Origin of the sequence: Gloeotrichia echinulata CP02 (genome assembly GCA_038087035.1) — a bacterium.
Taxonomy (GTDB): domain Bacteria; phylum Cyanobacteriota; class Cyanobacteriia; order Cyanobacteriales; family Nostocaceae; genus Gloeotrichia; species Gloeotrichia echinulata.
Genome location: CP051187.1, coordinates 3,349,581 through 3,364,626, shown reverse-complemented (window position 1 = coordinate 3,364,626; position 15,046 = coordinate 3,349,581). Strand labels below are relative to the sequence as shown.

Sequence of the window (15,046 nt, the reverse complement as noted above, 5' to 3'; positions counted from 1 at the left end):
CCCGCCAGCATAGCACAGTGGTAGTGCATCCGACTTGTAATCGGAAGGTCGTCGGTTCAAATCCGACTGCTGGCTTTTTCGCTTGAGGTTCAAAACAGATGGCAGCGTCTCAACCAATAACCTCGATCAATTCCAATCTTTACGATCAAGATTTTTATCTGTGGATAGAGACGACGGCTCAACAATTAAAAGCCGGTAATTTTGCTGAGGTTGATTTAGTTAATCTGATTGAAGAAATCGAATGCATGGGGAGAAGTGAAAAAAGAGCATTAAAAAGTAATTTAGTAGTTATTTTAATGCACTTACTAAAATATAAACCAGAGAAACGCACTAATAGTTGGCTATCTAGTATATTTGAGCATCAACGGAGACTCAAAGAAGGTTTGGCGGAGAGTCCAAGTTTAAAAAACTATTTTTTGTCAGCATTTAGGGAATGTTATCAAGATGCAAGAAAGCAAGCAGCTATAGAAACTGGTTTGTCCCTTGATACTTTTCCGGTTGAGTCGCCTTTTACTGCAGATGAATGTTTGAATGAAGACTTTTTACCTGAATCATTCTAGTTATTTGTCATAAATAATGGTGAATTTGTCGGAGTTTTACAAATTAAATGATGATACCTCAATCAACCGTGGTTACTAATTCCAATCTTTACGACCAAGATTTTTATTGGAAGTCGGCGGGAAACCGTGCGTAACACCAAAGTATTGACAAAAAAGCCAATTAACCAATTAGTTTCTGCTTGGTTGCGACCAGCGATCGCAGAACCGACAATAATATCTGATTGCTCAGAATAGCGAAACAGCAATGTCTCAAACGCGGCCAGCAATGTCATAAACAGGGTGACGCCTTCTTGTTGACTTAGAGCTTTGAGCGCTTGGGTGAGGTCTTTTGATCCCACATTCCGCAGGTGCGATCGCAAAATGTTGTATTTTTGAGGGATGAGTATTTCAACCCACATTCCGCACTTCATTTTGTAATACATGCACTGATATTAAATTAAAAATGTTCACTTGGTACGCCCTTAGGCCATTTCATAAACTTTTTGGCGGATGGGAATTTGAATGACGAACTCTGTTCCCTGGTTGGGGGTGGAGAAACACTCTAGCTTACCACCATGTTTTTCGGTGATGATTTGATAGCTGATGGACATACCCATACCTGTACCTTTACCTACGGGTTTGGTGGTAAAAAATGGATCGAAGATGCGCTGTTGAATAAGTTGGGGAATCCCAGTTCCATTGTCGGCGATCGCAATTTGTACCCAGTCGGAATCAATAACGGATGTGCGAATGGTAATTCGATGGGGATTGTGTTGAATCTCCTCATAGGATCGGTTGCTATTCACCTCTTCCAAAGCATCGATAGCGTTGGTGAGAATATTCATAAACACCTGATTCATATTGCCTGCAAAGCATTCCACCCGTGGTAGGTTAGCGTAATCTTTGATGACTGCGATCGCCGGACGATTAGGGGTGGCTTTCAATCGATGTTGCAAAATCAGTAAGGTGCTGTCAATACCTGCATGAATATCCACTCTCTTACATTCTGCTTCATCCATGCGTGAGAAATTGCGTAATGATAGCACAATTTGACGAATACGATCCGTACCCATTTTCATCGAATCAAGGATCTTAATCAAGTCTTCTTGCAAAAACCCCAGGTCGATCTCGTTCTCTTCGAGTTGAATTTCTGATATAGGCTTAGGGTAATACTTCTTATAAAGTCTGATTAAGGTGAGAAGATTCTGGGAATAATCCTGAATATGCGATAGGTTGGCATGAATAAAATTTACAGGATTATTGACTTCGTGAGCAACACCTGCTACTAGTTGCCCTAAACTTGACATTTTTTCACTTTGCACCAATTGTAATTGAGTTTTCTGGAGATTCTCCAGAGTCAGCTCTAACTGCTGTTTTTGCTGCTGTAACAGCACCTGTGCTAGCCTTAGCTCTACAATTGACTTCTTTTGAGACTCGACATCTGATTTCATCTTTGTGGCTAACTGATGCCCATAGAACGTTACACCACTGATCATGAGCAGAACCGCTGCCGTGATTGTAAACTCATATAGCCTAAACATATTAGCAGATGCTTTTTGCTCCTCCAAAAATTCTTGCTGAATTTGGTTAATACCTCGACGAAATTGAGCCAGTGCATTAGTAGCTTGATAATATCTTCGATCCATTTTTGCCATATGTCTTCCAGCTATTTCAGGCTGGTTCTGGCTAAAGTAGAAAAAAATCAGTTTGGCTTCAGCTACCATTTTTAACATTGTTGCTTCCACCTCATCCAAATCCTTGAGCAACTCTGTTGATTGTGCTGGCGCCACTTTATTTTTTAGCTCATCTTGAATGAGGTTAATAACCTGCTGACAAGCCTCTTGATCTGCTGCTAGTTTTTTTGACTCAGCAACGACATCACCAGAATCGAAAACATTATTCCCTGGAGTATTGAGTGTTGTTAGCATTTGACTGAGTTCAGAAGAAATTTGTAGGCGATTAGCCCACTGATGATTGACCTCAACGCCATGTGCATAGATGTTCATAATCTGATGGTTGAGGTATAAGCTGACCAAAACCGTTAGGATGTCAAACGCTGCGAGTGCGTAGTAAATATAGTGCGATTTAGCTACCGATAACCATGTAGTGAAACTTGTAAATGTTTTTTTAACAGATATGATTGATGGTTTAATGTTAATTCTTGGCATTTTATAATTTTTAGCAGGTTAGGCATCGACATATAGCAATCCTTGTAGGAGCTAGTAACTTCCATAGAGGCTGTTGACGGTTGACTGTCAACGGTTAACCATCAACATCCAACACTAATATTTTTCACAACCTATTTAGGATCGCTATACTGTATTATTCCCTCCTGCTAAAAAAAAACAACATTTCACCTTTTGGTTGACCAATGATCAATGTGAAATCAAGAAAATATCTACTCTTGTGTACGTAGTTGATAATCAGTAATTACTGAGAGATATGTACCCAAGAAATGTAAAAATATCATATAGCTGGTAAATATGAACCAGGGACTGCTAACTGGGAAATAATCCCAGGGATTTTACTGTAATTGATTGTCTGTGAAATCTTGATGTTTTAATTATCATATTGATAAAAATACTGAACCATTAGCTAGAAATAAGAAAGTAAATTAAAAATTAATTATTCCCATCTATTACAGGTCATGAATCACCAAACTACAATATCTTGTAACGAAATTCGTGCCGCATTGAAAAAGAACTGGGGTTACGAAAATTTCCGTCCACCACAGGGAGAAATTGTCAGCAGTCTATTAGCACGAAAAGACGCACTAATTATTATGCCTACAGGCGGGGGAAAATCGATTTGTTTTCAACTTCCGGCACTGCTACAAACGGGATTAACTTTAGTAGTTTCACCCTTAGTTGCGCTAATGGAAAATCAAGTACAGGAACTACGTCAACGCCACTTGAGTGCAGCGCTTTTACATAGTGAATTACCTACATCTCAACGTCGTGCAACACTCCAAGCATTAGCCAAACAACAGTTAAGATTGCTGTATTTATCGCCAGAAACTTTACTGAGTGCGCCTGTTTGGGAAAGATTGTGTCATCCTCAGTTAGAAATTAATGGCTTAATTTTGGATGAAGCACATTGTTTGGTACAATGGGGAGATACATTTCGCCCAGCTTATCGTAGATTAGGGGCGGTGCGACCTGGATTGTTAAAATCAAAACCACCAGGAACAAAAATCAGCATTGCAGCTTTTACCGCTACGGCTGATCCTTTAGCGCAAAACATCATTGCCACAGTTTTACAATTACAACAACCGGATATTTTCCGTCTCAATCCCTACCGTCCTAATTTACATCCCAGTGTCCGCATAGTTTGGACACCAAGAATTAGGAAGCAATTATTATTAAAATTTATTCAAGATAGACCAAAACAAGCAGGATTAGTGTATGTTCGTACTAGGAGAGATAGCGAAAATTTAGCTGCATGGTTAGCAGAGATGGGTTATGCCACAGCTAGTTATCATGCGGGACTAGGTGCAGAAGAACGCCGCGCTGTGGAAGCGAGCTGGTTATGTGGTAAAATTCCTTTTGTGGTTTGTACCTGTGCCTTTGGGATGGGGATAAATAAACCGGATGTGCGTTGGGTAGTTCATTTCCATGCACCCCACTTGCTTTCTGAATATGTACAGGAAATTGGCCGTGCTGGAAGGGATGGGAAACCAGCCGAGGCTTTGACATTGGTCAGTGAACCTACAGGGTGGTTAGATTCAGAGGATAAGCAAAGACAAAAGTTTTTTCAAGACAAAGTGCGATTGCAACAGCAAATAGCCCAACAACTAGTGAAAAAACTACCAAAACAGGGAGAAGTGAATGCAGTGGCGCGACAATTTCCCGATGGTGCAATGGCGCTGTCTTTACTGCACAGCAACGGTCAACTAAATTGGCTCGATCCTTTTCATTACACTATTGAAACAGGGATGGGTAAACAGTTAACAACACAATTACAAGCAGCTAAACAAATGAATCAATATCTGACTACTAAACAGTGCCGCTGGCAGTTTTTGTTAAGCGCTTTTGGTTTTGATGAAGAAGCGGCTAACTGGCGTTGCGGTCATTGTGATCATTGCGTCCACTAGTATTTTACCACATAAGTTTTGATCTGTTGTTTGTAGTTGCGCTACCCTAGGGGAAAGCTATGCTAATAGCGCTGTTGATGAAACTACAAACAACTCGGTCAAATTTCCCATTTAGGCTCAGACAAAGAATGGGGTTGCCAAAAAATACATTTTCTTTGTTGTTTGGTCAGAGTATTTGCTAGCAAGAATAAAGTATCTGGTGGTAGGGAAAATGAACCGTAAAATGGCTGTTGTACTCGTCTAGAAGTGTAATCAAAGAAAATACTGAACCTATCTGCTGCTATAGGTAACATTCCTCTATGGAAGGTGTTGGCGACGGCTGCAAAAATTACTGTGCCAGCAGGACCTGTGCATTTTCGCCAATTTGATGGAGATACAATTTTTTGTATCGTTGTATCTGCAATATAGCCATGATGATAGTTAAGAGATTGCCCTACTCTTGATGCAAAAGATTTGGGAATATATTGAAACGGTCCACCATCTTCATTAACATCATTTAAATAAAGGATAATTTTCACAACCTTGCGGTCGTCATTATCTAGATGCCAAAGCCTCGTTTTTTGCTGTATTTTATTCGCAAAATCTCTCCGAAAATATGCGCCATGATAGGCTACTGGCAACCCAATATAATTCTCGGCAATATTTAGTAACCGTTGTTCTATCCCCCACAATTGAATCTCTAGATTCTTCATCATTTGCTGAGAATCAGCATGAATTACAAATTCATTTTTATCACCATTAATCTGGTTGGGAAGTTTAGGTATTAGATTTTTTGCTGCTTGGAACATCGCAGGACTTGAGTCAATTCCCAAAGCATCTAGGGAAGTTATGGCAACACCTTCATACTTTAATTTTTCGACTATATTCATGTCATTAGTCGAAATTTTAGGTAAATTAGCAGCATGTTTTTTTAATGCTTCTTGATATGCAAGATTAGCTTGTTCTTGCAAAAAAGGTATTTTATAGATAACTCTTACAAATTTATTCTTTGTTCTCGTAAGAAGATTAACCATATTACCTATAACCAATGATTTAGTAGTTTTACAATCAGCACAGATAAACCACAGACCCTACCAGAGAGTGTTGTGGTTTCTAAGAGGATGTTTGAAAAGTGATTAGCTGTGATTTTAAGCACTGCTCGATCCCCCCCAGCCCCCCTTAAAAAGGGGGGAAAACTTCTCAAAGTCCCCCTTTTTAAGGGGGATTTAGGGGGATCTAAAACGTTTTGCTACCAACGACAGGACTTTTAAAACATCCTCTAAGCTGTGATTTATTCGTGTTGGCTATTATACGTATAAAGCCTACCGTATCATTCTCTCGTAATATTTTTGAGAAATCAAATACAAATATTATATAGGTTAATTATTGAATTTTTGCCAATTTTGCAAGGTTTAAGCCTTGTATAGCAAAGCCTAAAGGCTGATCAGACTTGCAAAAAAATCAATCAGATTATTATATACAAGCATATATAAGCAAGACTTAGTAAACCAGTTATCGGTGATCAAATTATCGGTGTTTGGTAACTGCTAATTCGGGCGATGACCGCAGCGGGCTACGCCTATGCCCATGAACAGGTAAAAATATAAATACTGCTTTTATCTGTGTCCCAAATAAAACATTTATTAAGTATTTTTTCTGAAAAAATTTTCCAATAAATTATGAAAATTTCAGCAATAACCCGTAATATACTTCTGTTTATTCCCACCGACTTACTTAAGGGAAGTCCAAGCAATAAACATGACGATTAAGAAGGATTGCCAAACATTGACAGTTGACGCACTCAGATGTGCGTAAAACATAAAACCACTTTTTCAACAAATAAATTTTCGGGGTTTAGTAGTTGGTTGATGACCCCAGGCGACATCAGGATAGTTTGTGATCAAGGCGAATACTCCGTGTTGACATGATTGATGAGAAAATTTAAGTGATAAACAGCTATACTAGCTCTCAAAACAGTATATAAAATACATGATTCGGTTGATTTCCACAGTAATTCTACTCTTACTATTAACAGCTTGTGGCACTATTGGACTACTACCAACGAGCGAGTTAGTGCAAAAAGCGATCGCAGTCCAGCTAGAACAAACCCAAAAGCAACTCAACCAAAAGCTGGATCTAGATTTTGGCAGTTTTGAAATCAAAAAACTGACAATTATTCAAGAAAAACCTTTGACGATTCAAAATTTACCAGCTTTCCGGGTTCAGGGAAACTATGACTTGATTGTCAAGCTACCAAAAAGACAGTTGACGCAACCGCAACAACCCTTTGATATTTATCTGCAAATTCAGCGAGAAGGTAAAACATGGCGATTGTTACTTCCTGACAGGGATAACAAAGATACTCAACCAACTTGGCGTAGCTATCTTATTCTTTGACTGTTATGTGCAACTAGAAAAACTATCACAACTGTTACCGTATAACTTACAGGCCTTAGCATGATCGAAGTAATAGTTACATTGGAGACAGAGTAAGATGTATTTTAATTTTTTCATCAGTTCCATTCTGGGAATTGTGATTACCGTACTACTGGCTTTTGGCTTACTGCAATGGTTCCACATACCTTCTGGTAACTTTCTTGACTGGGTAATTGGCGGAGCAAGTTTTTGGTGGCTATTAGTAATAGTTACCGTACCGTGGAATGTGCATTTTCAGGCTAAACAAGTCTTAGCAGAAGCAGCACAGTCAGCCCAGAGAGGGATTCCGGTAGATGAAAAACCACTGAAGTATGTCAGAATTTTAGCCAAGCGATCGCTCTGGGTTGCCATTGCTTTACATTTATTATCAGCCATTGGACTTTATACCCTCGCAGCCACAGGCATTAGTGCTGTAGGATACATCAGTTCCGGTGCTGCTTTGTTATTAACCGTCCTCCGTCCAGCTATCCGCGCCTACGAGTATTTATATGCACGGTTAGCGATGATTAGCCAAGAATTTACCTATCCCCGCGAAGATATTGTAGAACTTCGGAATCGCTTCTTAGAATTTGAACAAAAAGTGCAACGCTTAGAAGAACAACTTGATGTAGAACAGCCTTATTCAATTGCAGCAAATCAACAACGTTTTAGTGAAGAAACACGCCGAGACTTAGCAAGAATAGCCGCTAATTTAGAAGAATTACGCGCTACCAATCAAACAGAACATGAACGTTTAGCCAGAGAAGCCAGAAATGCGATCGCGCAACTTTCTACTGACGGACAATTCCTCGATCATGTGCGGGAAATTATTAGGTTTTTCAAAACAGCGTAAACATCATTTGTCATTTGTATTTAACTCCTAACTCCCAACTCCTAACTCACAATAATCCTGCAGATTCATACAAACGTTTAAGCATGGCTGTAATCTTGGTACCATAGTCCAAATCTGCAGACCAACGCCCTGATAACTGATCGATTAGTGGCGCAATACCACGGGTCACAAACCGAAATCTGGGATCGACAACTTCATTTACTAACGGTTCTAAACTGGCATAAGCCTTTAAATGTTGAATATGCGCCCTGACACCAATTCTAGCACTTTCAAAAGACGCTGCCTCTGAACTACCACCAATATTTCCTAAGCCGGCAAAGTTATTTTGTTCAGGTTTAATATCTCCACCAAAGCGTAGAAATCCAGTTTCTACACACATTTGGCAAAAAGCAATATCATAGTTTACGCCTTCTGTACTAGCTTCTTCTCGATATAATTTGGGTATGTCAGGAAACTGCACTAGGGAATTTTCATTATTATTTCTGAGGAATAGTTGTAACTGTACTTCTGATGTATTACCATTCGAGACAATTTTGTCAAATTGACCAGGGCAAATTATCGAAATTGACCGCAATTTTAGAGTGCGAGTTGCAGCTTCCCAGTTTACAGATATATGAAAAACTCGCAATTCTATTGCTTTAACATACACTACTTTTCGATAGGTAACGCGCCGAACTTCAGGTGATTTAGCTAAGTCAATTTGTAAGCGATCTACTAAATCAATTGGAATGTAAGCGTTACCATTAATTAATATCCCTTGTTCTCGATAATTTTGGCCATTAATATTAATATTAATGGCTGGATAATTTGGGTCTGCAGGAGTTCCAGGATTAGGGTCAATCACACGACTCCAAGAAACCAGTCCATCTGCTATTCCTAAAGCAAAATCACGGCGACGATTTTGTAGTAAAGCGCGATCCTCTGGACTGGTGAGAAAACCGACTTGTAATGACAAAGAAGGTGGTGCTGTCTGACGACAGAAAATTAAACTACCCAAGCCACTATCTGTATCTGGCTTGACTCCCCGATTAGGTAATTGAGGTACCCGGCGCAAAAGTCCCACTAGCATTAGTTCGCCATTGCTTTTGCGCTGATTATTGTTGGCTATATAAAAAACGCTAGCCCCCCGCACAGTAGGACTGTTAGCAGCATCACACTGAATTTCTAGGGCTATATCACCCTGACGATCGCGAGAATTGATCCAGTTAATAGTTTGGGCAGCACTTAGGTCATCGGGAACTGATAAAATTTCAAAATTACGCGCCCGCATTTCGGTTACAATCAAATCTCGCAGCAGAATCATTTCTTTCGCCTCGGTTGTACCACCCGCGATCGCACCTGGATCTATTCTTCCAGCTTCTTTGCCTCCGTGAGCGGCTGAAATAAAAATACGTCCCATTTTAAGTATTTCCTCTGATGAATTGAAGCTGAAGTAATTCTATATATCATTCTGATTTTGGCAACAAGAATATAATAGCCATCAGAAGTCCTTTACTGGGGATTGCACTTCTCTGCGAGACGCTACGCGAACGGCTCCGCTCAGTGACCAGGGATTGGGGATTGGGGAGCGGACAAATGACAAAGAGTAATGAGTAATGAGTAATGAGTAATGACTAATGACAACTGACAAATGACAAATGACAAATGACAAATGACAAATGACCAATGACCAATGACCAATGACCAATGACAACTGAAAAATCCCGCGCAAAGTGCTTTGATTAACATGCAAATTCCCCGCTTGCACCCTGATACAATTGAGGAAATTAAACAACGTGCTGATATCGTGGATGTCATATCAGAATACGTTGTTTTACGTAGACGAGGCAAGGATTTTGTGGGTTCTTGTCCTTTCCACGATGAAAAAACTCCTAGCTTTACCGTCAGTCAGACTAAGCAAATGTATTATTGCTTCGGGTGTCAGGCTGGGGGAAATGCGATAAAATTTTTGATGGACTTGGGGAAGCGCTCCTTTGCGGAAGTGGTGCTGGATTTAGCAAGACGTTACCAAGTACCTGTGCAAACCCTGGAACCTGAACAAAGGCAAGAATTACAGCGTCAACTGTCTTTACGTGAACAATTATATGAAGTTTTGGCAACAACGGCAAACTTTTATCAACATGCTTTGAGACAATCTCAAGGACAGAAGGCTTTACAGTATCTTGGTAGCGATCGCCTACTCAAAGAGGAAACAATACAGCAATTTGGCTTAGGTTATGCACCCGCAAGTTGGGAAACCCTTTCGCGCTATCTGGTAGAAACTAAACACTATCCAGCGCAATTGGTCGAAAAAGCGGGATTGATTAAACCACGCAAGGAAGGGGGCGGTTATTATGATGTGTTTCGCGATCGCCTGATGATTCCCATTCGTGATGTCCAAGGGCGTGTCATTGCTTTTGGTGGTAGAACTCTGACTGATGAGCAACCCAAGTATCTAAATTCACCGGAAACGGAACTATTTAGTAAGGGTAAAACATTATTTGCTCTGGATCAAGCCAAAGCCGGAATTTCCCAACTTGATCAAGCTGTGGTGGTCGAGGGATATTTTGATGCGATCGCCCTCCATGCTGCTGGTATCAATAATGCCGTTGCTTCCCTGGGTACTGCTTTAAGTTTGGAACAAGTCAAGCTAGTATTACGTTATAGTGAATCTAAACAATTAGTCCTCAACTTTGACGCTGATAAAGCTGGGACAAATGCTGCAGAACGGGCGATTGGAGAAATTGCCGAACTAGCATATAAGGGCGAAGTGCAGCTAAAAATTCTCAACATTCCCGATGGTAAAGATGCTGATGAGTACTTGCATACTCACACAACAGAAGACTATCGGCAACTTTTAGCAAATGCGCCACTGTGGCTAAATTGGCAGATTGAGCAAATTATTCAAGATCGTGATTTAAAACAGGCTACCGAATTTCAGCAAGTTATGCAACAGATGGTAAAATTGCTGAAGCGAATAGAAGCCAACGAAGCACGTAAATCATATGTCGCCTACTGTGCCCAAATCCTGAGCTTAGGCGATGCTGGACTTGTGCGTTTGCGAGAAGAGAATTTAGAAACTCAACTGGCTGGTGGTGTATCCGTTACCAGACAACAAAAAGCAATCACAGCTAATGTCAAGAATTATCTTGCTCGTCAATCTCCAGCACTTCCTCGCGATCGCAGTCTTTTAGAACAAGCAGAGGGGTTATTACTGCGGATTTATCTTCATTGTCCCGAACAGCGTCAAGCGATTATGGACGAACTAGAGGCGCGAAATTTAGAATTTAGTCTTTCCCATCATCGCTTTTTGTGGCAAAACATTTTAGAATCAACGGTTGAGCAATTAGATTTAATCTCAAATTTGCAAAATATATATCTAGAATTAGTTGAGGACTTGGAATTAATTTCCCATTTGTTTCATCTGAGTGAGAAACATCAGAAAGACATACTACGCACACCTCACGTTGTCCAAGCTGCGATTGCTTGTATGGAAAGAGTGTTTAGAGAAAAGCGCTATCGCCATTTTTTGGAACTGTGGGAGCAAACCGATCCATACACAGAACCAGAGCGATGGCAATCATATTATCAGGCATTCTATACAGAAAAACTCCGGCTGCAAGAATTAGATCGTCAACGGCTATTTTCCATCAATGATTTACTCTGATTTATTTTGTCATTTGTCATTTGTCATTTGTCATTTGTCATTGGTCATTGGTCATTTGTCATTTGTCATTTGTCATTGGTCATTGGTCATTTGTCATTTGTCATTTGTCATTGGTCATTGGTCATTTGTCATTTGTCATTTGTCATTTGTCATTTGTCATCTGTCATTGATTTAGTATTGCTATATATATTAATATGTTAAATTTTGTATTGATAATCAATTTGTTTGTGACAATCCCGCAAAAAATTAAATTGTCAGATGGAAATTAAGATAGGCGAAAGTTTAAATAAAAAGGGTTGAAAGTGTTTTCGTTCCCCCTTACCCCTTGCCATTTTCACCTTAATAAAGTACTATTTATGTTTATGACTTTAATGCAATCAATATTTTTTATCATCAGGGCGAAATTCAATTTGTTTGCAATTATCTGTAAACTACAATCACAAAACTTAACAAGGAATATACCATGAGCAAACTAGAAGGCGAAAATGTAGAAGCATATCAACGCATCGTCGAATCTGCTAATCGTCTAGGGGTTCAACTCAATGAGCAAGAATTAGAACGCTGGATGAAGACGATAGCCGAATCGACAGGCGATAGCGATATTGTTGTCGATCAAGAAACTGGTGTTTTTGGGCACAAAGTCACCATGTTGGATTTTGACCCGCAACAGTTAGCATACTTTCGAGCCATTGGGAGAATTGTCGAATTTGATGATATTCCTGGTGTCGTAGAAACTGCATTGGCGCTTTCTGGTTCAGCAGCCCAATCGAAGATACAAGCCTACCCTGGGGACTGTGACTACTTCGAGCGAGTAAATATCATTGCACCCACCCGCGCCGAAGCCTGCGAGATTCTTACCAAAGTGATGCGTGACAAGGCGCTCAACACCTTATCTGGCCCAAATTACCAGTTAATTGATGTCACGTTTGGTAGCTACCCCCAGAAGGTGATTCGGGAGGAACGTACCCGGAGGGCTGGTACACCAATTAGGTGGCTACCTCATGAAGTTATAGCCGGTCAGATCGAGGCGTTCGACCTTGACGGCAATCCTATTATCATAACCTGGGATTCAGTATCACACGACCCCGGTTGGTACAAGTTGGAGTGGATTATCGCCGACAAGATACGCGGTCAGTTGTCCAACGCCAGCAATGTATTGGATGTGACTTGGGAAGCTCCAGATGGTACGATCACTGCACTGGACGGCTATCTCGACGGCTACTTCCAGGAGGTTTACCTAGACGCTAGCTCTGCACCTTTATTTTCCAAGCTGGCGAAGCAGGTTTCTCCTGATGTCATGGATACTTATATGGAGCGATTGGAGGGTGAAGTTAAAAAATATGTCAAAGCTAATCACCTCAACTACGGCAAAGTAGCTAAACGCCTATACAACATCTTCCGACTGAATGGGCGTTATGAAGAAGCAGCCTTTTTGCGTGAATTGTTCGATGAACCCACCGCACTACTTTATCAAGTCCACGCCCTAGTGGGAACTGTCCAAGAAGCCAGCGAAAACAATAGTGTTTTTGATATCGACAGCATTCTCAATCAGATGGATGAACTGATCCTAGCGGTCGTCAAGGTCTTGGAAGGTGAAGAAGAGTTAGAGATTGTGCGTCAACTGCTGCGCCTACATCGCAGTCTGTCTCGACAAAAAGCTGGGACTCCCCTCGGTGCCGAAGTCGATGTAGCCCAAGCAGAACTGATGAAAATTGTCAACAATTTCTTCTATGAAAAGATGACAGGGATACCCACGATTAAATCTTATATCGAGAGTTTCCAACAATAGATATTCTTCTATTTGTAGGGGCGCAAGGCCTTGCGCCCCAAAAGCGCGTCCCCCCAACCCAGGATTATGTTAGCTTTCGCGCCTTAGCCTGGCACCATAACTGTACTCAGTTTGGTGTCGGGATATAAGGCGATTAATTACGAAACGCCCCAATTACCAATATTAGCCATAGGCTGATTCGGTAATTGGGGCAGTTGAGTAATTAATAATCTTTTGTTTTATTTTGGCTTGTCTTGGGATTCAACATAGTTGACTTTTCCTTCTCGATACTTTATAGTAATAAACGTCAACACTAAATGCAATCAAGTAGGTGATTTCCTTATACTGCTTAACTATCAGTACCGCGCTTATCCAGACACCAAGCAAAAAATCCAGCTAAACAATTGGTTAAGAATTTGTCGATACTGGTACAACAGGCAGTTAGGAGACAGGTTCGACTGGTATCAGTATAATCGGACTGCAATTAATTTTTGTCCGTTAATTTGTTCAATACCAAAATTACGAGACAACCCCGACTATTACTCACAAAAAAAACAACTTCCTGTTATTAAGTCCGACTTGATAAAGGTAAGTCATTCTGGTGAACTACTAGACTTTACAAGTGTTCCATCTCAGACATTACAGGATGTATCCAAGCGTGTAGACTTGGCTTTTTCTCGCTTTGTTGAAGGTGATTACAAAGGAAATCGTAGTGGCAAACCTCGTTTTAAAAATGCTGCGCGTTATCGCACAATAAAAATTGAAGGTCAAGCTATTACTGTCGAACGTGTTGAGCAAGAATGGCTATTTTTGTCATTTTCAAAATTAAAAGGCTGGGTAAAGGTGCGTTTACATCGCCCATTACCTAATGGATTTATTTTAAAAAATGCTCTTTTGACAAAAAAGGCGGATGGGTGGTACGTAACCATTTGTTTGTCAGACCCAAATATTCCTACCTTTACACCTGATGAAATTGCTCCAACTTGGGAAAACAGTCTTGGATTGGATGCAGTATTACATGAAGATGATTATTTGGCAACTTCAGAGAATACCAAGCTACCATCGCTAAAATCTTTCTCTAAGTCCGAAAAGAGACTAGCAGATATATCCAAACGTAAATCCACCAAGAAAAAGGGCAGTAAATCACGCCGTAAATTAGCTAAAAAAGAAGCAAAAGAACATCAACGTATTGCCAGAGCTAGAATTGACCATGCTTTTAAAACTGCCCATACCTTGCTCAAAACTGGGAAGAAAGTTTTTGTATATGAAGATTTAAATTTAAGAGCTTTATCAAAGAAAAATAAAGCCAAACAAGATGAAAATGGGAAATATTTACCCAACGGTCAATCAGCTAAATCAGGATTAAATAAATCCTGGAACGATGCTGCATTTGGACAATTTTTCACAATCCTAGAATACATAGCCCGAAAAGCTGGAACTAGGACAATAGCAGTCAAACCTGCATACACATCTCAATTGCTTGCGTATCGTGATGAATTTATCTTCACTGATTGCAACATTCGTAATTATTGGGACGAAAAAGAATCGCTTTTGGTTGATAGGGATATTAATGCCGCTATCAACGTAAAGCGCGTTGGGCTGGGACTGTTCCCAACGATAAAACGCCGTAAAGGGAATCCGGTAGTGGATGGTTCTACTACTAATAGTACCTCTAAGGAAGTTCTGGCAGCATTGCGAAATGTACCAGAAGCCTATACCGTATTTGGTACTCCAAATCGGTGTAGGTAGTTCA

At 40.3% G+C, this 15,046-nt stretch carries 13 protein-coding genes and 1 tRNA gene; 9 read left to right on the top strand and 5 right to left on the bottom strand.

Annotated elements, in window-relative coordinates; genetic code table 11:
• Positions 1–3: 3 nt before the first annotated feature.
• Positions 4–75, top strand: a tRNA-Thr gene (locus HEQ19_14895).
• 23 nt (positions 76–98) lie between these two features.
• Positions 99–560 carry a DUF29 domain-containing protein gene (locus HEQ19_14890; protein ID WYM00614.1) on the top strand — a complete coding sequence of 154 codons (462 nt, stop codon included), beginning with the start codon at positions 99–101 and terminating at the stop codon, positions 558–560.
• A 62-nt stretch (positions 561–622) separates the two neighbouring features.
• Here the strand turns inward: HEQ19_14890 and HEQ19_14885 are convergent, their stop codons facing one another.
• Both HEQ19_14885 and HEQ19_14880 read right to left on the bottom strand, forming a co-directional pair.
• Positions 623–958, bottom strand: a complete 336-nt coding sequence (locus HEQ19_14885) for a condensation domain-containing protein (GenBank protein WYM00613.2) — start codon at positions 956–958, stop codon at positions 623–625.
• Between the two features lie 63 nt (positions 959–1,021).
• On the bottom strand, positions 1,022–2,707 hold the full coding sequence (locus HEQ19_14880; protein ID WYM00612.1) for an ATP-binding protein: 1,686 nt from the start codon (positions 2,705–2,707) through the stop codon (positions 1,022–1,024).
• A gap of 479 nt (positions 2,708–3,186) precedes the next feature.
• On the opposite strand from HEQ19_14880, the gene HEQ19_14875 reads away from it, so the two are divergent.
• Positions 3,187–4,632: an ATP-dependent DNA helicase RecQ gene (locus HEQ19_14875; GenBank protein ID WYM00611.1), complete on the top strand. Its 1,446-nt coding sequence runs from the start codon at positions 3,187–3,189 to the stop codon at positions 4,630–4,632.
• A gap of 98 nt (positions 4,633–4,730) precedes the next feature.
• Here the strand turns inward: HEQ19_14875 and HEQ19_14870 are convergent, their stop codons facing one another.
• Positions 4,731–5,582: a 2OG-Fe(II) oxygenase gene (locus tag HEQ19_14870; GenBank protein ID WYM00610.2), complete on the bottom strand. Its 852-nt coding sequence runs from the start codon at positions 5,580–5,582 to the stop codon at positions 4,731–4,733.
• A 1,018-nt stretch (positions 5,583–6,600) separates the two neighbouring features.
• Here HEQ19_14870 and HEQ19_14865 point away from each other — a divergent pair.
• Positions 6,601–7,008 carry a hypothetical protein gene (locus HEQ19_14865; protein ID WYM00609.1) on the top strand — a complete coding sequence of 136 codons (408 nt, stop codon included), beginning with the start codon at positions 6,601–6,603 and terminating at the stop codon, positions 7,006–7,008.
• Positions 7,009–7,105: 97 nt separating this feature from the next.
• A complete protein-coding gene (locus HEQ19_14860; GenBank protein ID WYM00608.1) occupies positions 7,106–7,879 on the top strand; it encodes a hypothetical protein in 774 nt (257 codons plus the stop codon).
• 46 nt (positions 7,880–7,925) lie between these two features.
• Here HEQ19_14860 and HEQ19_14855 read toward each other — a convergent pair whose 3' ends face one another.
• Positions 7,926–9,278: an N-acetylmuramoyl-L-alanine amidase gene (locus HEQ19_14855; protein ID WYM00607.1), complete on the bottom strand. Its 1,353-nt coding sequence runs from the start codon at positions 9,276–9,278 to the stop codon at positions 7,926–7,928.
• Between the two features lie 140 nt (positions 9,279–9,418).
• A complete protein-coding gene (locus HEQ19_14850) occupies positions 9,419–9,607 on the bottom strand; it encodes a hypothetical protein (protein ID WYL98117.1) in 189 nt (62 codons plus the stop codon).
• Here HEQ19_14850 and dnaG point away from each other — a divergent pair.
• The 4 genes from dnaG (at position 9,606) to HEQ19_14830 (ending at position 15,042) form a co-directional block, all read left to right on the top strand.
• A complete protein-coding gene (gene dnaG / locus HEQ19_14845) occupies positions 9,606–11,525 on the top strand; it encodes a DNA primase (GenBank protein ID WYM03419.1) in 1,920 nt (639 codons plus the stop codon). The genes HEQ19_14850 and dnaG overlap by 2 nt on opposite strands.
• Positions 11,512–11,700: a hypothetical protein gene (locus HEQ19_14840; GenBank protein WYM00606.1), complete on the top strand. Its 189-nt coding sequence runs from the start codon at positions 11,512–11,514 to the stop codon at positions 11,698–11,700. The genes dnaG and HEQ19_14840 overlap by 14 nt, the downstream gene beginning before the upstream one ends.
• Before the next feature lie 288 nt (positions 11,701–11,988).
• Entirely contained in the window at positions 11,989–13,314 is a 1,326-nt protein-coding gene (locus HEQ19_14835) for a hypothetical protein (protein WYM00605.1), read from the top strand.
• Between the two features lie 249 nt (positions 13,315–13,563).
• On the top strand, positions 13,564–15,042 hold the full coding sequence (locus HEQ19_14830) for a transposase (GenBank protein ID WYM03418.2): 1,479 nt from the start codon (positions 13,564–13,566) through the stop codon (positions 15,040–15,042).
• The last annotated feature ends 4 nt before the right edge of the window (positions 15,043–15,046 follow it).